This is a genomic window from Kitasatospora sp. NPDC054768 (assembly GCF_053612025.1).
The window spans coordinates 18,015-37,790 of record NZ_JBSHBN010000014.1 but is presented as its reverse complement, the minus strand read 5'-3'; the positions used below and the strand labels follow the sequence as shown (position 1 = coordinate 37,790).

Here is a 19,776-nt window from a genome sequence, read left to right as displayed (position 1 = left end):
TGCGCCCGACCCAGCTGTCGGCGGCCGCGACCGTCGCCGACCCGCCGCCCGCGCCGCCGCCCGCCGACGTTGCCGAGGACCGCACCGATGAGAGAAGCCACCAGCCCCGACGGCCGATCGCGCCGACGGCCCGCGCCGCGCACCGTCGCCCTGACCGCGGCCGCCGTGCTGCTGGCGCTGGTCGCCGCGCCGGTCGGCGTCGTCCGGGCGTTCGGCGCGCACCAGCCGCTCACCGCCCTCGCGGTGGTTGCCGTCACGGTGCTCTGGCTGATCGCCGTCGGCCTCGCCTCGACCGGTGCGGAGCGCGCCCGCGGGCTGACCGAGGAGCTGGCCGCTCAGCACGAGGAGACCCGGGCCGCGCTGGTCGCCGCGGGCACGGCCCGGCAGGCCGAGACGGCCGCCGCCGACCGCGCCGCCGCCGCGCTCGCCGAGCGGGACGCCGCCCGCGGCGACCAGTCCCGCGCCGAGGCGGACGCCACCACCGCGCACACCGAACTGGCCCGGCTGCGGGCCGAACTCGACGCCGAGCGGGCCGGGGCGCAGACGGAGCGGACCCGGGCCGAGTCGGAACGCGCCGAGCTGGCCCGGATCGTCGAGGGCGTGCTGCCCGAGGTGGTGGCGAAGCTGCGGGCCGGCGCCGCCGTGGACAGCGCGCTGGCCGTCCACCGCAAGCACCCCCAGTACGCGCTGCTGCGCGCCGTCGGCGAGGAGATCGGCCGCGGCGAGCGGCTGCGGGCAGCCGCCCTGGCCGTCTGCGCGACCGCCGCCGGGCGGGTCCAGGCGCTGGCCACGAGCATGCACGCCGAGCTGCGCGAGATGCAGCACCGGCACGACGAGGAGGTCCTCGGCGACCTGCTGAGCCTGGACCACTCGACCGCCCAGGCGGGCCGGATGGCCGACAGCATCGCGGTGCTCACCGGCGCCCGCTCGGGCCGCCGCTGGGCCAAGCCGATCGCGGTGGAGTCGGTGCTGCGCGGCGCGCTCGGCCGGATCGGCGCCTACCAGCGGGTGCGGCTGCACAACACCAGCACCGCCGCGGTCGCCGGGTACGCGGCCGAGGGCGTGATGCACGCGCTGGCCGAACTGCTGGACAACGCCACCAACTTCTCCGCCCCGCCGGCCGAGGTGCACGTCTACGTCGAGGAGGTGCCGGCCGGGCTGGTGGTCACCGTCGAGGACAGCGGGCTGGGGCTGAGCGACAGCTGGCTGCGCCGGGCCGAGCGGGCTGTCTGCGCCGAGCCGCTGGACCTCACCACGCTCTCCGCCGGTACCCGGCTGGGGCTCGCGGTGGTCGGCGTGCTGGCGCGCAAGCACGGGCTGCAGATCTCCTTCCGGCCGTCGGCGCGCGGCGGCACCGGCGTGGTGATGCTGATCCCGCCGCGGCTCGTCACGCACCCGGTGCCGACCGCCGCCCCGGCGCCCGTCCAGGCGTTCGTCCCGGCGCAGACGCCGCCCGTGGAGACCGCGCGCCCCGCGCTCACCTCGGCGCGTCCCGCGCCCGCCTCCCCGCCTTCGGCGTCCGCCTCCCTGCCTCCGGCGCCCTCCGCGCAGCGGACCCCGGCCGGGACGCCGACCGCCACCGGGACGCAGACGTCCACCGCGCCCGCCCTGCCGGCCGCGCCCGCCCGGATGACCGACAGCGGCCTGCCGCAGCGCCGGCGCGGGCAGACGCTGGCGACCAGCGCCCCCGCGACGGCCCGGACCGCGAAGGCCGTGAGCACCGACGCGGTCGGCGCGGCCGCCCGGTTCGGCGCGTTCCGCCGGGCCGCCGCCCGTCCCGCGGGGGCCGAGCAGCCCTCCGCCGGGGCGCCGACCACGGATCCCGACACCCTGCCCGACGCTTCCCCCGTCACCGAGAAGGACACCTGATGAGCAGTGCCACCGACCGCGACCTCGACTGGCTGTTGGAGAACCTGCTGGCGGCGACCCCCGGCACCCGGCACGCCCTGGTCCTCTCCGCCGACGGCCTCAAGCTCTGCCACACCGCTGGGCTGAGCACCGACCAGGCCGACCAGCTGGCCGCCATCGCCTCCGGCCTGCAGAGCCTGGCGCACGGCGCCTCCATCGAGTTCGGCGACGGCAGCGGCGGCGTGCGGCAGTCGATGACCGAGTTCCACGGCGGCATCCTGTGCATCGTGGCGGCCGGTGAGGGCGCGCACCTCGCGGTGGTCACGGACGACGACGCGGACGTCGGCGTGGTCGGCCACAACATGCACGGCCTGATCGAGCAGATCGGGGTCCACCTCAGCGCGCCCGCCCGGGAGGCGGAGGGCGAGGCCGCCGCGCAAGAGAGCGCCGGCATATGACTGCCGGGCCGGTGCTGCCGGGCCGTGACGACGACCCGGACCGCCTCTACACCATCACCCGGGGCCGCAGCCGGGCGCCGGAGAACGCCTTCGACCTGGTCACCCTGATCGTCGCCGAGCGGCAGCCGGCGCCCGGGATGCAGTCGGAGCACGCCCGGATCCTGCGGATGTGCGAGGCCCCGACCGCCGTCGTGGAGGTGGCGGCGGAGCTGGCGCTGCCCGTCTCGGTGGTGAAGATCCTGCTCGGCGACCTGCTGGAGTCCGGGGCGGTCACCGCCCGCCACCCCCGGTTCGCGCCGAACAAGGCCCGGCTGCCCGACCTCGACACGCTGAAGCAGGTGCTGCATGGCCTCCAACGGCTCTGATGCGTGGGACGCCGCTGCCGCTGCCGCTGCCGGCGTCCGGCCCGCCGGCGCGCGCACCCCGCTGCGGGCGACGGCCGACAACGCGCTGAAGATCGTCGTGGTCGGCGGCTTCGGGGTGGGCAAGACCACCCTGGTCGGCTCGGTCAGCGAGATCCGCCCGCTGAACACCGAAGAGGTGATGACCAGGGCGGGCGAGGGCATCGACCCGGCCGGCGCCTGGGGCAAGCGCTCCACCACGGTCGCCTTCGACTTCGGCCGGATCACCCTCTCCGAGCGCCAGGTGCTGTACCTGTTCGGCGCGCCCGGCCAGGAGCGCTTCTGGTTCCTCTGGGACCGGCTGTTCAGCGGCGCCCTGGGCGCGGTCGTCCTGGTGGACACCCGGCGGCTGGAGGACTCCTGGTACGCGATCGACCGGCTGGAGCACCACGGCACGCCGTTCATCGTGGCCCGCAACAACTTCGGCGAGCCCGGCCACACCCTGGAGCAGGTCCGCGAGGCGCTGGACCTGCCGGCCGGGGTACCGCTGGTGGACTGCGACGCGCGCGACCGCGAGTCCGGCAAGCAGGTGCTGATCGCCCTGGTCCACCACCTGGCCGTCCTGGCCGGGGCCGACGAGGGGGCCCTGACCGGCGGGGCCGCTCCGGCCGTTGCCGCCGGTGCCGTTGCCGCCGGGGCCGTTGCCGCCGGGGCCGAGGAGCCCGCCCAGGCAGGGTCCCGCACCGTGATCTACGAGGAGAGCACCCCGTGACCGAGCCCGCCGCCACCCCGCCCCCGGGCTGCCCGGCGCACGCCGGCGCCACGCCGCTGTACGGGCCGCGCTTCCAGACCGACCCGTCCCAGCTCTACCGCGAGCTGCGCGCCACGCACGGCCCGGTCGCCCCGGTCGAGCTGGCCGGCGGCGTGCCCGCCTGGCTGGTCATCGGCTACCGCGAGCTCCAGCAGGTGACCGGCCGGCCGCAGCTGTTCGGCCGCGACTCCAGCCGCTGGCACGCCTGGGAGACGCTGCCCGCCGACTGGCCGCTGAAGCCGATGATGGCGCCCGTGCCGTCGATCCTCTACGCCGAGGGCGAGGAGCACGTCCGGCGTTCGCGCGCGGTCACCGACGCGCTGGCCGGGATCGACCCGTACGAGCTGCGCAAGCACGCCGAGGAGATCGCCGACCGGCTGATCGACGAGTTCGCCGGGCGCGGCGAGGCCGATCTGGTCGCCGAGTACGCGCACCGGATGCCGCTGCTGGTGCTGTGCCGGGTGCTCGGCCTGGACGAGGAGCAGGCGCCGCAGCTGATCGCGGCTCTGCTGGCGATGCTGGACGGCGGCCCGGACGCGCCGGCCGGCGCCCAGCGGCTGTTGGAGCTGATGTTCGCGCTGGTCGAGGAGAAGGCGGAGTACCCGGGCGCCGACGTCGCCTCGCGGATGCTGGCGCACCCGGCCGGGCTGACCCACGACGAGGTGATGCGCGACCTGCGGGTGCTGCTGATCGCCGGCCACCAGCCGAGCTCGTACTGGATCTCCAATGCGCTGCGGCTGATGCTCACCGACGAGCGGTTCGCCGCCTCGCTGGCCGGCGGCCGGCGCAGCATCAGCCAGGCGTTGAACGAGGCGCTGTGGGAGGACACCCCGACCCAGATCTTCGCCGGCCGCTGGGCGGTCCGTGACACCCAGCTGGGCGGCCAGCGGATCGCCGAGGGGGACATGGTCCTGCTGGGCTTCGCCGGGGCCAACGCCGATCCGGCGGTCCGGCAGGCGGACGGCCGCCCGGCGGAGGGGAACCGGGCGCACATGAGCTACTCGTACGGCGAGCACGGCTGCCCGTTCCCGGCGCAGGAGGCGGCCGAGGTGATCGCCGCCACCGCGATCGAGGTGCTGCTCGACCGGCTGCCGGACCTTCGGCTGGCGGTGGCCGAGCACGCGTTGGTGTGGCGGCCGTCGGCCTGGGTGCGGGGGCTGGTGGCGCTGCCGGTCTCGTTCACCCCGGGCCACCCGGCCTGATCATTCAACACCCGCCGTTCGAAAGAGAGTTGTCGATGACCGCTGCCCCGGCCCGAATCGTCCTCGACCCGCTGGCCCGTGACAACGCGGCCGAGGGCGCGCTGCTGCGGGCCGCCGGCCCGGCGGTGCCGGTCGAGCTGCCCGGTGGGGTCGCCGCCTGGGCGGTGACGCAGCACGCCGCCGCGCGCGACCTGCTGACCGACGCCCGGCTGGTGAAGGACGCCGCGCACTGGGCGGCGTACCAGCGCGGCGAGGTGCCGAAGACCTGGCCGCTGATCGGTCTGGCGGTGCCCGGCCCGAGCATGGTGACCACGGACGGCGCCGAGCACCGCCGGCTGCGGGCGCTGGTCGCGCAGGCCTTCACCCCGCGCCGGGTGGAGCTGATGCGTCCGCGCGTCGAGGAGATCACCCACGCGCTGCTGGACGCCCTGGCGGCGGGCGAGCCGGTGGTGGACCTGAAGACGGCCTTCGCCTTCCCGCTGCCGATGACGGTGATCTGCTCGCTGCTGGGCGTTCCCGAGTCGGACCACGGCCTGTTGCGCGACCTGTACGAGCGGTTCTTCGGCATCAAGCCGAACCCGGAGGGCATCCAGGCGACCGTCGCCGCGCTGAACGCCTTCGTCAACGGCCTGGTGGCGCAGCGCCGTTCGGCTCCCGGCGAGGACCTGGCGAGTGTGCTGCTGGCGGCCGACACCGAGGGCGGGGCGCTGACCGACGCGGAGGCTGCGGCCACCCTGCGGGTGATCATCGCGGCCGGTCACGAGACCACGGTGAACCTGATCGGCAACGCGGTGCGGGCGCTGCTGACCCACCCGGACCAGTTGGAGCTGGTGCGCTCGGGCCGGGTGTCCTGGGACGCGGTGGTGGAGGAGTCGCTCCGCTGGACGCCGCCGACCAGCAACTTCCTGTTCCGGTTCGCCGCGCAGGACATCCCGGTGGGCGAGGTGGTGATCCCGGCGGGTGAGCCGGTGCTGGTCTCGTACAACGCGATCGGCCGCGACCCGCTCCAGCACGGGGTGACGGCCGAGGTCTTCGACCTCACCCGGGACCCGGCCCGCCACCTGTCCTTCGGGCACGGCCCGCACGTCTGCCCGGGCTCCCCGCTGGCCCGGCTGGAGGCGGGGATCGCGCTGCCCGCGCTGTTCGAGCGCTTCCCGGGGCTGTCGCTCGCGGTGCCGGACGCCGAGCTGCGGCCGAGCCCCTCTCTGGTGGTGAACAGCCTGCGGGAGCTGCCGATCCGGTTGTTCTGACCTGATGTGTCGTCATGTCCTGGGCCCCGTCCGGATTTCCGGTCGGGGCCTTCGACTTCTGGTGGTGGCGGTCCGGGGACCGCCTGTCGCGGGTCACGGTCGGGACACCGGCTTGTGAAGGTCGAACGTGGACCTTGGCGAGGGGCGGCGGCTGCGTTAACGTCTTCGATCAGTCCGGACGCGGCTCGCCCGTGATCCCGTCCGTGATCCCGTCCGTGATCCCTTGCAGGCCCATCTCCGGTACAGCGCGATGTCGTTCAGCCCACCGTCGGCAGCACGCCCTGGCGAGGAGAACCGCATTGACCCTCAACCCGACCGCGCAGCACCCGGGTTACCGCCGTCGTCCGGTCGCCGCGGCCGCCCTGGTGGCGGCGCTGGCGCTGACCGCGGCCTGTTCCAACAGCTCCGGCGGTTCGGGCGGTGGCGGGGGCGGATCGGCCGCGTCGCTGTCCGGCGACTGCGCCGCGTACCAGCCGTACGCCGGACATGCGGGCACCACGGTGACGATGTTCGCCTCGATCCTGAGCCCGGAGTCGGACAACCTGGAGAAGTCCTGGGCCGAGTTCAGCAAGTGCACCGGAATCAAGATCACTTACGAGGGCTCGAACGACTTCGAGTCGCAGCTGCCGGTCCGGGTCTCCGGGGGCAACGCCCCGGACTTCGCGATCATCCCGCAGCCGGGCCTGCTGGCGCAGATGGTGAAGAGCGGCAAGGTGGTGAAGCCGCCCGCCCAGACCGTCGCCAACCAGGACAAGTGGAGCCCGATCTGGAAGACCTACGGATCGGTCAACGGCACGTTCTACGCGGCCCCGATGAGCGCCAACATGAAGTCCTTGGTCTGGTACTCGCCGAAGGCCTTCAAGGCGGCCGGCTACGAGGCGCCCAAGACCTGGGCCGACCTGATGGCGCTCAGCGACCGGATCGCCAAGGCGGGCGGCGCCAAGCCGTGGTGCGGCGGCATCGCCTCCGGAACGGCCACCGGCTGGCCGGCCACCGACTGGCTGGAGGAGGTGGTGCTCGGCTCGTACGGCGGCGAGGTGTACGATCAGTGGGTCGGCCACCAGGTGAAGTTCTCCGACCCGAAGATCACCACCGCGATGAAGACGGTCGCCGACTGGATGCAGAACCCGGCCTGGGTCAACGCGGGCTTCGGTGACGTGAAGTCGATCGCCACCACCACCTTCCAGGACGCGGGCACCCCGATCCTGAGCGGCACGTGCATGCTGCTCCAGCAGGCCTCCTTCTACGAGGCGCAGTGGCCCAAGGGCACCAAGGTCGGCCCGGACGGGGACGTCTTCGCCTTCCACCTGCCCGCGGTGAATCCGTCGATCGCCAATCCGGTCGAGGGCGGCGGCGAGTTCCTGGCGGCCTTCTCCGGCCGGCCCGAGGCCCAGGCGGTGCAGAACTACCTGTCCAGCTCCGCCTGGGCGAGCAGCCGGGTGAAGACCGCGAGCGGCTGGGTCTCGGCCAACCAGGGCGTGGACAAGGGCCTCTACACCGACCCGATCGACAAGCTGTCGGCCGAGGCGCTGACCGACCCGTCGGCGACCTTCCGCTTCGACGGCTCCGACCTGATGCCGGCCGCCGTGGGCGCCGGACAGGAGTGGAAGTCGCTGACCGCCTGGTTCGCCGAGGGGCAGTCGATCCAGAAGACCGCCGCCGACATCGACGCCGCCTGGCCGCAGTAGCCGCCGCGCCGGTTCGCTGCCGGCGGGAGCAACCGACGCGTCGGCTTCGCTGCCGGCGCGAGCAACCGAGGCGCCGGTCCGCTGCCGGCGCACTGGGACCACCTGCCGAGGGCGGTGCGGGGCCACCCACCCGCACCGCCCGCCCCCTTCCCACCACGCCCGAAGGGACGCACAGCCATGTCCGTACCCGGATTCCCGTCACCCGTCGCCGAGTTGGCCGCGGACCGGTTGGCCGCCGGCGGGCTGGTCGCCGAGAGACTGGCGGCCGGCACCTGGAACGACGCGGCCGTCAAGTTCGGCAACACCTTCGGCGCCGTCGCCGGCTTCCTCGGCATCCTGCTGGTGGTCTTCCTGGTCGCCGGCCGGGCCCGGGGCCGCCTGGCCCGTCCGCTGGCGGTCGCGGTGTTCCTCGGCCCGGCGGTGCTGCTGCTGGCCGTCGGCCTGGTCGTGCCGCTGGTCCGCACGGTCTACCTCAGCCTCCAGAACGACGACGGCACCCGGTTCGTCGGCGGTGAGAACTTCGGCTGGGCCCTCACCTCCGACTCGGTGCAGAAGGTGCTGGTCAACACGCTGCTCTGGCTGGTGGTCGCGCCGTTGGCGGCGACCGGGCTGGGGCTGGTACTGGCGCTGCTGGTGGACCGGATGCGCGGCCAGTCGGTGTACAAGTCGCTGATCTTCATGCCGATGGCGATCTCGCTGGTCGGCGCGTCGATCATCTTCAAGTTCGTCTACGAGTCGCGCGGTCCGGGCCAGCCGCAGATCGGTCTGCTCAGCCAGCTCGCCGTCGCGGTGGGCTGGGACGATCCGCCGAACTGGCTGCTCTCGCAGCCGCTGAACACCTTCCTGCTGATGGCGGTGATGGTCTGGGTGCAGACCGGCTTCGCGATGGTGGTGCTGTCGGCGGCGATCAAGGCGATCCCGGACGAGGTCGTGGAGGCGGCCCGGCTGGACGGCGCGAGCGGGGTGCGGCTGTTCTGGTACGTCACCGTGCCGATGATCCGCACCACGGTGATGGTCGTCCTGACCACGGTCATGATCATCACCCTGAAGGCCTTCGACATCGTCCGCACCATGACCGGCGGCAACTTCGGCACCCAGGTGCTGGCCAACGAGATGTACTCGCAGTCCTTCGTGCAGTTCAACTCCGGGCGGGGCAGTGCCCTCGCGGTGCTCCTCTTCCTCGCGGTGCTGCCGCTGGTGGCCTACAACATCCTGCAGCTGCGGAAGGAGCGTGAGGTCCGGTGACCGGGACGGACGGCCGGGAGGGGACGGCGAAGGCGGTGCGGACGGAGGGGATGGTGCGGCCGGCCGGTGCGGTGCGGCCGGTGCGGAAGGCCTTCAGCAGTCCGCTGGCCTCGGTGTTCGTGATCGCGATGACGGTGCTCTGGACGGTCCCGACGCTGGGTCTGCTGGTGACCTCGCTGCGGCCCAAGCAGGACGTGACCGCCAGCGGCTGGTGGAACGCCTTCCTCCACCCCGACCTCGGCCTCGGCAACTACCACTCGGTGCTGTTCGAGGGCGGATCCGGGGCCTCCACCGGCCTGATGCCCTTCCTGGTCAACTCGCTGGCGATCAGCATCCCGGCGACGGTCTTCCCGCTGGCACTGGCGGCGATGGCGGCGTACGCGCTGGCCTGGGTGCGGTTCCGGGGGAGCGACGCGGTCTTCTTCACGGTGTTCGCGCTCCAGGTGGTGCCGCTCCAGATGGCGCTGATCCCGCTGCTGCGGCTGTTCGCCGGCGGCGCGCACCTGGGCGCGCTGACGCTGATTCCGGCGGTGGACCTGAAGGGCAGCTACGCGCCGGTCTGGCTGGCGCACACCATGTTCGCGCTGCCGCTGGCGGTGTTCCTGCTGCACAACTTCATCGCCCAGCTGCCGCGCGACCTGATGGAGGCCGCGGTGGTGGACGGCGCCTCGCACTTCAAGATCTTCCGCTCCATCGTGCTGCCGCTGTGCACCCCGGCGCTGGCCTCGTTCGCGATCTTCCAGTTCCTGTGGGTCTGGAACGACCTGCTGGTGGCGCTGACCTTCGCGGGCGGCACGCCGGAGGTGGCGCCGATGACGGTGCGGCTGGCGCAGCTGTCCGGCTCGCTCGGCGGGCGCTGGGAGCTGCTGACGGCCGGGGCGTTCCTGTCGATCGTCGTGCCGCTGATCGTCTTCTTCAGTCTCCAGCGGTACTTCGTTCGCGGGCTGCTGGCCGGGTCGGTGAAGGGGTAGCGAGGGAGTCCTTGGTGGTGAGGGCGTTCTGAACGCGTTCAGAGCTTACTTTTGAACCTGTTCAGAATGGTCTACAGTCGGCAGCGGCCGGGGCGCCGAGAGCGCCCGCCGGTGGACCGCCCGACGGGTGGCCTCCGCATGCCCGCCGACCACTGAGGGGGACTCATGTCAGGTCCGTCCGTTCCCGCCGCGTCTGATTCGCCCGGTTCGCTCGGTTCACCTGGCTCGCCCGGCTCCACCGGTTCGACCCAGCCGCAGGGGGCGACCGAGGCGCAGGGGGCGACCGAGGCGTCGGGGGCGACCGGGGTTCCGGGCCTGTCCGGGGCGACCGAGGAGGCCGGGGCGGCCGGCCCGACCGAGCCGCACAACCCCTATGACGCGTACGACCCGTACGGCCCGTACCGTGCGACGGGCCCCGGCCCGCAGGGACCGCAGGGGCCGCAGGTCCGGCAAGGGCGGCCGGGCCCGGGCCGGGTTCCCGGCGCGCCCGTGCCCTCGACCGGTGCGTGGCTGCGCCGGAGCGACCCCGAACGCCGGGCGGCGGCCACGCCCGGGGTCGCCCTGGCGGCCCTGCTCACCGGCCTGCTGACGGCCTGGCTGCTCTTCGACGGCCTGGGGCCCAACCTGCTGGTGCTCGGCGCCGCCGTCGCCGTCGGGGCAGGGGTCACCGCCCGGGCGGCCGGTCGCCGGATCCGGCCCTGGACGGCGGCGTGGAGCCTGCTCGCCCTCGCCCTGCTCGCCGTTCCGGCCTGCTGGGACGCCTCCTGGCCCGGGGCGCTGGCCACCGTCGGCGCGCTCGCGCTGGCCTCGCTGGCCCTGCACGGCGGCCGCCGCTGGGCGGGTGTGCTGTTCCCGCTGCCCGGCATCCTGTGGCAGCTGGCGCCCTCGGTGGTCTGGGTCTGGGAGAGCGTGGACCGGCGGAACCTGCCCGGCCGCGGCCGGATCGTCCCGGTGCTCAAGGCGCTCGCGGTCGCCGCCGGCCTGCTGACCGTCTTCGGCCTGCTGTTCGCCAGCGCCGACGCCGCCATGGCGGACCTGCTGGGCAGCCTCAGCCCGGACCTCGACCTCGACCAACTTCCGGGGCGCGGCGTGTTGTTCGTGCTCGGGTCGGCGACCGCGCTGGGCTTCGCGCACATGGCCGCCGGCCCGCGCCGCTGGGACCGCACGGTGATCCGGCCGGGCCGGGAGCGGCGCCGGCTGGAGTGGGCGCTGCCGCTGGTCGCGCTCAACCTGATGTTCGGCGTCTTCGCCGTGATCCAGGCCGTGGTGGTGCTCGGCGGTGCGGACGCCGTGCTGAGCAACACCGGGATGAGCCGCTCCGCGTACGCCCGGCAGGGCTTCTGGCAGCTGAGCGTGATCACCGTGCTCACGCTGGTCGTGGTGGCGGTCGCCAAGCGGTGGGCGCCGCGCAGCACCGCGGCCGACCGCCGGATGGCGCGGATCCTGCTCGGGCTGCTCTGCCTGCTGGCGCTGGCCGTGGTCGCCTCGGCGCTCGGCCGGATGTGGTTCTACGTGGACGCCTCCGGGCTCACCCGGCTGCGGCTCTGGGTGCTCGTGGTCGAGGTCTGGCTGGGCGCCGTCTTCCTGCTGCTGATCGCGGCAGGGCTGACCCGCCGCACCGGCTGGCTGCCGCGCGTCGTCGTCCTCAGCGGGATGCTCACCGTCGCGGTCTACGGCCTGATGGGCCCGGACGCGATCGTCGCCGAGCAGAACGTCACCCGGTACGAGCGGGCGCTGCGGACCGACCCGCACACCGCGGCGATCGACCTGCGCAACGTCCGCCGGCTCGCGGCGGACGCGGTGCCCGCCCTGGACCGGCTCCCCGAGCCGCAGCGGAGCTGTGCGCTGCAGCTGATCGGTCAGGGCGTGGGCGGAGCGTCGAAGCCCTGGTACGCGACCAACCTGGCGGCCGCCCGGGCCCGGGAGATCCTGGCGGAGCGGCCGCTGATGGACTCGACGGCGCCCGGCCGCACGGCCTGCGACTGGGCGAGGCTGGCGTACGAGGACAGGTAGGACGACCGGGGCGGGGGCCCGTGGACGGCGGCAGGGCCGGTCGGGAGCGTGCTGCTCCCGGCCGGCCCTGCGTCTTGCGGCGGCTTGTTGCGCCTGGTTGTGGCTTGTCGCGCGGTGTCGCGGTGTCGCGGTGTTGCGGCCGCGGGCCGCGGTGTCGCCGCATCGTGACGGCGTCGGACTGCCGTGACGGTGTCGGAGCGCCGTGACGGTGTCAGTGCATCGCGACGGCGGAGGAGCCGCTCGGCAGGTCGCTGGCCTTGGCCTTGATCGCGAAGACCGCGACGAGCAGGGCGACGGCCGCGAGCGCGGCGCCCACGATGAAGCCGTGCGAAATGCCCTGGGTGAGCACGGTGTTGGCGGCGTCCGTGCCCGGCGGGAACTCGTGGTGCTGCTGGAGGTAGGCCAACTGCTCCGGCGTCGCACTCTCCATGAACTTCGGCAGCTGCGCGGTGGCCTCCGCCGTGGCGTAGTGCGCGAAGACCGTGGTCAGGATCGACAGGCCGAGCGAACCGCCGATCTGCTGCATCGAGTTGAGGAGGCCGGAGGCGGCGCCGGTCTCCTCGCCCGGAACACCGGCGACGGAGAGCAGCATCACCGGGACGAAGATCAGACCCATGCCGAAGCCGAACACCACCGTGGGGCCGAGCACCCCGTCCAGGTAGCCGCTGTCCTTGCTCATCTGGGTCAGCCAGCTGAGCCCGACGGTGACCAGCAGCGCGCCGCCCGCCATGAAGGGCTTCGGGCCGTACTTGGCCTGGAGGTTGGAGGCGATCTGCGCGGCGATGATGATCGCGACGCTGATCGGGAGGAAGGAGACGCCGGCCTTCAGCGGGCTGTAGCCGAGCGGACCCTGCACGAACAGCACGACGTAGAAGAAGATGCCGAACATGGCCGCGGCCAGGCAGAGCATCATCACCAGGCCGCCGGTGCGGTTCCGGTCGGCGAACAGGTGCATCGGGGTGATCGGCTGGTCGGTGCGGCTCTCCACCACGAGGAAGGCCGCGAGCAGGATCGCGCCGGCCGCGAAGGAGCCGAGCGTGATGCCGTCCGACCAGCCGTCCGAGGCGGCCCGGATGAATCCGTAGACCAGGCCGACCAGGCCGAGTGTCGAGGTGAGCGCGCCGGGCAGGTCGAAGCGGCCCGGGTGGCGCTCGGACTCGGCGATGTAGCGCGGCGCGGCTATCGCGATCAGGATCGCGATCGGCACGTTGACGAAGAACACCCAGCGCCAGTTCAGGTACTCGGTGAGCAGGCCGCCGGCCAGCAGGCCGATCGCGGCGCCCGAACCGGCGACCGCCGAGAACACGCCGAACGCGCGGTTGCGTTCCGGCCCCTCGTCGAAGTTGGTCGCGATCAGGGCGAAGGCGGTCGGGGAACAGATCGCGCCACCGATGCCCTGGAGCGCGCGGGCGGCCAGCAGCAGAGTGCTGTCCTGCGCGAAACCACCGAGCAGCGAGGCCAGGCCGAACAGCAGAGTGCCGAAGATGAACACCCGGCGGCGGCCGAGGATGTCGCCCGCGCGACCGCCGAGCAGCAGCAGCCCGCCGAAGGTCAGGGTGTAGGCGTTGATGACCCACGACAGGTCGGTGGTGGAGAAGCCCAGGGCGTCCTTGATGTGCGGAAGCGCGATGTTCACGATGGTCGCGTCGAGGACCACCATGAGCTGGGTGGCCGCGATGACGGTCAGGGTGATGCCCTTGCCCCGCCCCTGGCTCGTCCGCGGTGGCGAGTTCTTGCTGAGCGTGTCGGAGATGGCCACGAATGTGCCCCCTGCTGGCTGTGTGCTCGGTGGTGCGGTTCGGCGGAGTCGCCGGTCCGGGTGCGGCCGCGCGCCCTTGCGCGGGCCGAGAAGGAACGGGATCGTTCACTAATCGGGACGATATCCTGGCCGTGATTGTGAACGCAAGCGTTCCTTAAGGATGGTGGCGATGGAGCGGTTGGTGCGGCGCCTGGTGGCGGACCGGTCCGGTCGGTCGCGGGGAGGTACCCCGGGGGGTTCTCCGGGAGGGCCGGCGGACTCGGCCGGCCAGGCGGATCCGGCGTCGGGGGAGGCGACTCTTCGGCCCGCGGAGGCGGACACCGGGGCGGCGGTCACGGGGCAGGGCGTCGGAGCCGGCGCGGAGCCGGGCGGCAGGCCGGGCGCGGACCCGGCCTTCTGTCCGGTGCGGGCCGCCCATCAGGCACTGAGGCGGCCGGCGCGGCGCCGGGGGAAGGAACTGGAGGCGGCGATCTTCGAGGCCGCGCTCGACCAGCTCACCTCCGGCGGATACGCGCGGCTGACCATGGAAGGGGTCGCCAGTGCGGCGCGGACCGGGAAGGCCGCGCTCTACCGGCGCTGGGCGTCCAAGGACGAACTCGTTCTCGACGCCCTGGACGCCACTCTCCCACGCCCTTACGACACCCCCGACCTCGGGTCCGCACGGGACGAACTCCACCGGCTCGTCGAGGGGTTCACGAAGGCGATGACCTCCCGGGTCGGCTCCGCGCTCAATGCCCTGATGGGCGAGATCGACCACGAGCGGGCCGAGGTCTTCAAGGCCTTCGTCACCGACCGGGTCATCGAGCCGACCGCGCGGACCATCCTGGAGATCCTGCGACGCGGCGCCGAGCGCGGCGACGTCCGGCCCGGCGCGGCCACCCCCCTGGTGGCGGACGTCATCCCGGCGGTACTGCTCTACCAGGTCAAGATCCGCGGGCTGGAGAACATGGGGCCGGGCTTCGCCGGTCGGTTGGTGGACGAGGTGCTGGAGCCGATGATCCGGGCCTGAGGCGGCCGGTGCCGGGCGCGCGGAGCGTGTGGCCCGGCGGCCGGGCGGCGCCCGAGGAGAGCCTGGGTGCGGGTGAGGGGAGGCCGGGCGGGCCCGGAGCCCGGTGGCTCCGGCGGCGGGCCCCGCCCGCCCGTCCGTTGACGGCCCCGCCCGCCCGTCCGTTGACGGCCCCGCCCGCCCGGGAGGGCGGACTCGGCGGTCGGGGACCGGGCTTAGGCTGGAGGCTGCCCCCGCTGAACGGAAGACGCCATGCCCATCGTCCCCCCGACGCACTCCGTCGAACGCTCGCTCCGCCGGGCCGGCGCCAAGATCGTCGTCGGTCTCGACGAGGTCGGGCGCGGCGCCTGGGCCGGGCCGGTCACGGTGGGCGCGGCCGTCACCGGCCTGCGCAAGGCGCCGGAGGGGCTGACCGACTCCAAGCTGCTCACCGAGCTGCGCCGCCGCGCGCTCGCCCCCGTGCTCGCCGACTGGGTCACCGCGTACGCGCTCGGGCAGGCCTCCCCGCAGGAGTGCGACGAGCTCGGCATGACGGCGGCGCTGCGGCTGGCCGCCGTCCGCGCGCTGGAGGCGCTGCCGGTCGAACCCGACGCGGTGATCCTGGACGGCAAGCACGACTACCTCGGCGGCCCCTGGCGGGTGCGCACGGTGATCAAGGGCGACCAGTCCTGCATCTGCGTGTCCGCCGCCTCGGTGCTCGCCAAGGTCCACCGCGACGGCCTGATGGCCGAACTGGGCGAGGGGTGCCCGGAGTACGGCTTCGCCGACAACGCCGGTTACCCGTCCCCGGTGCACCGAGCCGCACTGGAGGAGTTCGGCCCCACCGGGCACCACCGGCTCTCCTGGGCGTACATGGACGCACTGCCGAAGTGGCGCCATCTCAAGCGCGTCCGGGAGGGTGCGGGCGACGGCCGTGGGTCCGCCGACGAACAGTTGACGCTCGGTTTCTGACGATCCGTCTGGAATTGCCCCGGGAGGGGGCGGCAGGAGACCGGTGCCCAATGGGTGGGGCGCCCGTGCGCGTCCGACCGGCATTTGATAGATATCCGGGTATGCCTGTCTTCCCCGAGGAGCCGGAGATTCACGAGAGCATCCCGGGCCCCGGCGTTCCCTTCCCCCGCGAGTCGGACGCACAAGCCCCCGCCACCGCACCCACCACCACCGTCGCCGCCCCGGCCCCGGTGCCCGGCCCCCGTCCGGCGCCTCCGCGCCCGGCCCCGCCGCGCGCCGCCCGTCCGGGCCCGCCGCGACTGATCCCCAAGCCCGGGCCGGCACCGCGCCGCCCGGCCCCCGCCGCACCGCAGGTGGAGGTCCAACGGATCGCCGCCACCCCGGCGCGGGCCGTGGAGCACGCCGACGAAGCGGTCGACCTGCTGTTGGAGTCCGGCCGCGATCCGGGCGACATCCTGGTGCTGACGGTCGGCGAGGCCCACCCGTGGCAGCAGCACGAGCTCTCCTTCGGTGAGGAGCGCTACTGGGCGCAGCTCGCCGAGGGCGGTGACGTGTTCTACGCGGACGCCGCGCTGACCCGTCCGGTCACCCGCGAGGTGGTCGTCCTGGTGGTCAACGGCGGACCGTCCGCCCGGGCCGCCGAGGCGTACACCAAGGCGCTCGGCCACGCGGCCGCGCTGCTGGTGGTCTGCGGCGACGCCGGCCCGGCTGCCGTGGGCGCGGCCGGAGCCGCGCCGAGCCGTCCGGTCAAGGCCTGACCACAGTCGTCCACCCCGGGCCCGGTGCCGTCGTACGGTGCCGGGCCCGCGGTCCGTCCCACGGCGCTCGGGGCCGGTGGCGTCGGCAGGTGCCGACGGCCGGCGGCCGGCGGTCGACGCCCCGGTGGGGCCGGTGGCCCGTGCGGACTCAGCCCGTGCCGGTGCGGCGCGTCGGTTCGGCCGCTGCGACCCGCGCCGCTGCCCACGGGGGCTCGGACTTCGGGGAGCGTGCCGCGTCCTCGCCGCGCTCGGCCTGGTCGGCGGTCTGTTGGCGGGTGCGGTGGTTGCGCGGGGCGTCCAGCGCCGAGCGCGGCGGCAGTTCCGTCACGGTGTGCACCGGCCCGTCGGCCCACGAGCCCGCGTGCGGGTTGCGTCCGCCCCGTCCGTCCCCGAGGACCTGCCAACCCGCCGGGGTGAGCCCGATGTACGCGCCGCAGCGCAGTCCGTGGAGCGCGGACGCGTCTCTCAGCGCCCACATCCAGGCGCCGTCCTGCTCCGTCCAGCCGGGTGCGCCGTCGCGGCAGCGCAGCAGTACGGCCGTCCGGGCCGGCTCGGACCGTCGCAGGTCGTGCGGAATGATCCGGCGCAGGTGCGTCAGCAGCGCGTTGCGGTGCTGCCAGCCGTCGGTGTCGTGCGGCCAGGGGGTGAACGAGGCCGAGGCGACGAGGCGGTGGAGCGCGTCCACGACGGCGACCACGACGGTGCCCGGCTGCGGCAGGTGATGCTGGTGCAGTTCCAGGACGAACTCGCGGGGGTCGCGCAGCAACGGGATCCCCGAGGCGGTCCAGGTCTCCAGGTCCAGCACCCGTCTGGGTTCCGGACTCCCGGAGAAGGGATTCTGACCTCGGTCGATACCGTTGATCACGATCCTCCTTCCTGGCCCGTGGGCAGGCGGGTGCCTGGGTACGCCGAAGGGCGGGGCCAGCGGACCGGGTTTCGGGTACCTCCCAATTCTCAGGGCATCGGGGGCAGAGCGGCAATGATGAAAAGATGAACGCCACCCGATAGCCCATGGTCTGCCGGATATGTTCCACAGCAGACCGAGTACCGAGCAGGCGCCTCCGGGCCTTGATCCACAGCGCCCTGAGGGCAGGGCGAACCGTCGTCGGCATGGTGAGCACTCCTTTCCCGGATCGTTCGGCCGGTGTGATCGAAATCGCTTCGCCTGATCCTTTCTGTTAGGCCATTCGGGTGAGTGGGTGGGCTTCGTCGACGGCCTTCCGCCGTCGCGTCACCCCTGCACGGCCAGTACCAGCGGCAGCACCGCGCTCGCCCCCGCCCGGCGCAGCAGCCGGGCGGCCACGGTGACCGTCCAGCCCGAGTCGACGAGGTCGTCCACCAGGAGCACCGGTCCACCGGCGGCCGCCACCGCCTGCTCCACCTCCGGGGGCAGGACCAGCGCGCCGGCCAGCGAGTGCAGCCGCTGGGCGCTGTTGCTGCGGGCACCGTGCGGGGGCAGCCCGCCGGCGTAGTCGATCCCGCCGAGCAGCGGCAGCCGCCCGACCTCGGCGATCCGGGCGCCCAGGCTGCCGACCAGTCGCGGCCTGGTCGAGGAAGCCATCGTCACCACGCCGACCGGCCGCTCCAGCCGGGCGCCCTCCGTCGTCGCGGGCCCGGCCCAGCCGCCCGGACCCCGGGCCCAGTCGGCGAGCACCGCCACCAGCGCGTCCACCGCCTCGCCGGGCACCGGCACGTCCGGCGCCTGCTCGGCGAGCAGGGTGCGCAGCCGGGTGCCCCAGCCGATGTCGGACAGCCGGCCCAGCGCCCGGCCGGTCTCCGCCTGTTCGCCCGCGGGGATCCGGCCCTTGAGCGGCACCCCCAGCGAGTCCATCCCGGTCGGCCACAGCCGGCGCGGCTCGAAGCTCACGCCGGGGCGGCCGAGCGCGGCCCGGGCGGCCGCCAGCGTCTCCGCGGAGACGTCCGGGGTGTGCAGCGGCCCCGCGCAGTTGTCGCACCGCCCGCACGGCACGGCCTGCTCGTCGTCCAGCTGGCGGCGCAGGAACTCCATCCGGCAGCCGGTGCCCGCCGCATAGTCGCGCATCGCCCGCTGCTCCGCCTCCCGGGAGGCGGCGACCTTGGCGTAGCGGGCGCCGTCGTACGCCCAGCTCTGCCCGGTGGCCGTCCAGCCGCCCTTGACCCGGCGGACGGCGCCGTCCACGTCGAGCACCTTGAGCATGGTCTCCAGCCGGGCCCGGCGCAGATCCACCCGGGGCTCCAGGGCGGCGGTGGAGAGCGGCCGGCCGGCCTCGGCGAGGGCGTCGATGGTGCGGCGCACCTGCTCCTCCGGCGGGAAGGCCAGCGAGGCGAAGTAGCGCCAGATCGCCTCGTCCTCGCGCCCGGGCAACAGCAGCACCTCGGCCCGGTCCACCCCGCGCCCGGCGCGGCCGACCTGCTGGTAGTAGGCGATCGGCGAGCTGGGCGAGCCGAGGTGCACCACGAAGCCGAGGTCGGGCTTGTCGAAGCCCATGCCGAGTGCGGAGGTGGCGACCAGCGCCTTGACCCGGTTGGCCAGCAGGTCGGCCTCGGCGGTGCGGCGCTCGGCGTCCTCGGTGCGGCCGGAGTAGGAGGCCACCGGGAAGCCGCGCTCGCGCAGGAAGGCCGTCACCTCCTCGGCGGCGGCCACCGTCAGGGTGTAGACGATGCCCGAGCCGGGGAGCCGTTCGAGGTGGTCGGCCAGCCAGGCGAGGCGGTGGGCCGGGTCGGGCAGGGAGAGCACGCCCAGGGTGAGGCTCTCCCGGTCGAGCGGCCCGCGCAGCACCAGGGCGTGCTCGTCGGTGGCGCCGGTGCCGAGCTGTTCGGCGACGTCCGCGGTGACCCGGGCGTTGGCGGTGGCGGTGGTGGCCAGCACCGGGACGCCGGCCGGCAGGTCGGCGAGCATGGTGCGCAGCCGGCGGTAGTCGGGGCGGAAGTCGTGCCCCCAGTCCGAGATGCAGTGGGCCTCGTCGACCACCAGCAGGCCGGTGGAGGCGGCGAGCTCGGGCAGCACCTGGTCACGGAAGTCCGGGTTGTTCAGCCGCTCGGGGCTGACCAGAAGGATGTCGACCTTCCCCGCGGCGACCTCCTCCTGGATCGCGGCCCACTCGTCGCTGTTGGCCGAGTTGATGGTGCGGGCGTGGATGCCGGCCCGGCCGGCCGACTCGACCTGGTTGCGCATCAGGGCGAGCAGCGGCGAGACGATCACCGTCGGCCCGGAGCCGCGGGCCCGGAGCAGGGCGGTGGCGATGAAGTAGACCGCGGACTTCCCCCAGCCGGTGCGCTGGACGACCAGGGCACGGCGGCGGTCGACCACGAGGGCCTCGATGGCCGTCCACTGGTCCTCGCGCAGGGTGGCTCCGGGGCCGGCGAGCTCGCGCAGGACGGCCTCGGCCCGCGCCCGGACCTCGGCGCGGTCGGCGGTGGCGGTGGTGTGGGTGTCGGGCTGCTGCATGGCGTCCATGTAACCCCGTACCGCTGACAAGCGACGAATGCGGGGGAG

At 74.0% G+C, this 19,776-nt stretch carries 16 protein-coding genes; 13 read left to right on the top strand and 3 right to left on the bottom strand.

Annotated features, from left to right (window positions below; genetic code table 11):
* Positions 1–87 precede the first annotated feature (87 nt).
* The 10 genes from ACWGKU_RS06560 to ACWGKU_RS06515 all read left to right on the top strand — a co-directional run bounded on the left by ACWGKU_RS06560 (position 88) and on the right by ACWGKU_RS06515 (position 11,827).
* The gene (locus tag ACWGKU_RS06560) at positions 88–1,869 is read left to right on the top strand and encodes a sensor histidine kinase (protein WP_452177371.1); all 1,782 of its coding nucleotides are present in this window, start codon (positions 88–90) and stop codon (positions 1,867–1,869) included.
* Entirely contained in the window at positions 1,869–2,306 is a 438-nt protein-coding gene (locus ACWGKU_RS06555; protein WP_401046356.1) for a roadblock/LC7 domain-containing protein, read from the top strand. Before ACWGKU_RS06560 ends, ACWGKU_RS06555 begins: the two co-directional genes overlap by 1 nt.
* Positions 2,303–2,671 carry a DUF742 domain-containing protein gene (locus ACWGKU_RS06550; RefSeq protein WP_359907038.1) on the top strand — a complete coding sequence of 123 codons (369 nt, stop codon included), beginning with the start codon at positions 2,303–2,305 and terminating at the stop codon, positions 2,669–2,671. Before ACWGKU_RS06555 ends, ACWGKU_RS06550 begins: the two co-directional genes overlap by 4 nt.
* Positions 2,652–3,419, top strand: a complete 768-nt coding sequence (locus ACWGKU_RS06545) for a GTP-binding protein (RefSeq protein ID WP_452177372.1) — start codon at positions 2,652–2,654, stop codon at positions 3,417–3,419. The genes ACWGKU_RS06550 and ACWGKU_RS06545 overlap by 20 nt, the downstream gene beginning before the upstream one ends.
* The gene (locus ACWGKU_RS06540) at positions 3,416–4,660 is read left to right on the top strand and encodes a cytochrome P450 (RefSeq protein ID WP_452177373.1); all 1,245 of its coding nucleotides are present in this window, start codon (positions 3,416–3,418) and stop codon (positions 4,658–4,660) included. Before ACWGKU_RS06545 ends, ACWGKU_RS06540 begins: the two co-directional genes overlap by 4 nt.
* A gap of 35 nt (positions 4,661–4,695) precedes the next feature.
* Positions 4,696–5,910 carry a cytochrome P450 family protein gene (locus tag ACWGKU_RS06535; RefSeq protein ID WP_401046344.1) on the top strand — a complete coding sequence of 405 codons (1,215 nt, stop codon included), beginning with the start codon at positions 4,696–4,698 and terminating at the stop codon, positions 5,908–5,910.
* 299 nt (positions 5,911–6,209) lie between these two features.
* Positions 6,210–7,598 (top strand): ABC transporter substrate-binding protein, encoded by a 1,389-nt coding sequence (locus ACWGKU_RS06530; RefSeq protein WP_452177374.1) that lies wholly within the window; start codon positions 6,210–6,212, stop codon positions 7,596–7,598.
* 177 nt (positions 7,599–7,775) lie between these two features.
* On the top strand, positions 7,776–8,843 hold the full coding sequence (locus ACWGKU_RS06525; RefSeq protein ID WP_401055178.1) for a carbohydrate ABC transporter permease: 1,068 nt from the start codon (positions 7,776–7,778) through the stop codon (positions 8,841–8,843).
* The gene (locus ACWGKU_RS06520; protein WP_401055177.1) at positions 8,840–9,814 is read left to right on the top strand and encodes a carbohydrate ABC transporter permease; all 975 of its coding nucleotides are present in this window, start codon (positions 8,840–8,842) and stop codon (positions 9,812–9,814) included. Before ACWGKU_RS06525 ends, ACWGKU_RS06520 begins: the two co-directional genes overlap by 4 nt.
* 489 nt (positions 9,815–10,303) lie before the next feature.
* Complete coding sequence (locus tag ACWGKU_RS06515) at positions 10,304–11,827, top strand: DUF4153 domain-containing protein (protein WP_452191371.1); 1,524 nt, start codon at positions 10,304–10,306, stop codon at positions 11,825–11,827.
* A gap of 211 nt (positions 11,828–12,038) precedes the next feature.
* Here the strand turns inward: ACWGKU_RS06515 and ACWGKU_RS06510 are convergent, their stop codons facing one another.
* On the bottom strand, positions 12,039–13,586 hold the full coding sequence (locus ACWGKU_RS06510; protein WP_380633448.1) for an MFS transporter: 1,548 nt from the start codon (positions 13,584–13,586) through the stop codon (positions 12,039–12,041).
* Positions 13,587–13,989: 403 nt separating this feature from the next.
* Here ACWGKU_RS06510 and ACWGKU_RS06505 point away from each other — a divergent pair, with 403 nt between their 5' ends.
* The 3 genes from ACWGKU_RS06505 (at position 13,990) to ACWGKU_RS06495 (ending at position 16,301) form a co-directional block, all read left to right on the top strand.
* Positions 13,990–14,595, top strand: a complete 606-nt coding sequence (locus ACWGKU_RS06505) for a TetR/AcrR family transcriptional regulator (RefSeq protein ID WP_359912705.1) — start codon at positions 13,990–13,992, stop codon at positions 14,593–14,595.
* Between the two features lie 249 nt (positions 14,596–14,844).
* The gene (locus ACWGKU_RS06500) at positions 14,845–15,543 is read left to right on the top strand and encodes a ribonuclease HII (RefSeq protein ID WP_380540118.1); all 699 of its coding nucleotides are present in this window, start codon (positions 14,845–14,847) and stop codon (positions 15,541–15,543) included.
* 101 nt (positions 15,544–15,644) lie between these two features.
* Positions 15,645–16,301, top strand: a complete 657-nt coding sequence (locus ACWGKU_RS06495; RefSeq protein ID WP_452177376.1) for a hypothetical protein — start codon at positions 15,645–15,647, stop codon at positions 16,299–16,301.
* A gap of 148 nt (positions 16,302–16,449) precedes the next feature.
* Here the strand turns inward: ACWGKU_RS06495 and ACWGKU_RS06490 are convergent, their stop codons facing one another.
* On the bottom strand, positions 16,450–17,106 hold the full coding sequence (locus ACWGKU_RS06490) for a hypothetical protein (protein ID WP_387694101.1): 657 nt from the start codon (positions 17,104–17,106) through the stop codon (positions 16,450–16,452).
* 426 nt (positions 17,107–17,532) lie between these two features.
* Positions 17,533–19,728, bottom strand: coding sequence for a RecQ family ATP-dependent DNA helicase (locus tag ACWGKU_RS06485; protein ID WP_380540110.1), 2,196 nt, complete (start codon positions 19,726–19,728; stop codon positions 17,533–17,535).
* Positions 19,729–19,776 lie beyond the last annotated feature (48 nt).

What these genes read in the sequence shown, in the direction of transcription:
- ACWGKU_RS06560 (WP_452177371.1), top strand. Translation starts at nt 88, where the DNA reads ATGAGAGAAGCCACCAGCCCCGACGGCCGATCGCGCCGACGGCCCGCG.
- ACWGKU_RS06555 (WP_401046356.1), top strand. Translation starts at nt 1,869, where the DNA reads ATGAGCAGTGCCACCGACCGCGACCTCGACTGGCTGTTGGAGAACCTG.
- ACWGKU_RS06550 (WP_359907038.1), top strand. Translation starts at nt 2,303, where the DNA reads ATGACTGCCGGGCCGGTGCTGCCGGGCCGTGACGACGACCCGGACCGC.
- ACWGKU_RS06545 (WP_452177372.1), top strand. Translation starts at nt 2,652, where the DNA reads ATGGCCTCCAACGGCTCTGATGCGTGGGACGCCGCTGCCGCTGCCGCT.
- ACWGKU_RS06535 (WP_401046344.1), top strand. Translation starts at nt 4,696, where the DNA reads ATGACCGCTGCCCCGGCCCGAATCGTCCTCGACCCGCTGGCCCGTGAC.
- ACWGKU_RS06525 (WP_401055178.1), top strand. Translation starts at nt 7,776, where the DNA reads ATGTCCGTACCCGGATTCCCGTCACCCGTCGCCGAGTTGGCCGCGGAC.
- ACWGKU_RS06500 (WP_380540118.1), top strand. Translation starts at nt 14,845, where the DNA reads ATGCCCATCGTCCCCCCGACGCACTCCGTCGAACGCTCGCTCCGCCGG.
- ACWGKU_RS06495 (WP_452177376.1), top strand. Translation starts at nt 15,645, where the DNA reads ATGCCTGTCTTCCCCGAGGAGCCGGAGATTCACGAGAGCATCCCGGGC.
- ACWGKU_RS06485 (WP_380540110.1), bottom strand. Translation starts at nt 19,728, where the DNA reads ATGCAGCAGCCCGACACCCACACCACCGCCACCGCCGACCGCGCCGAG.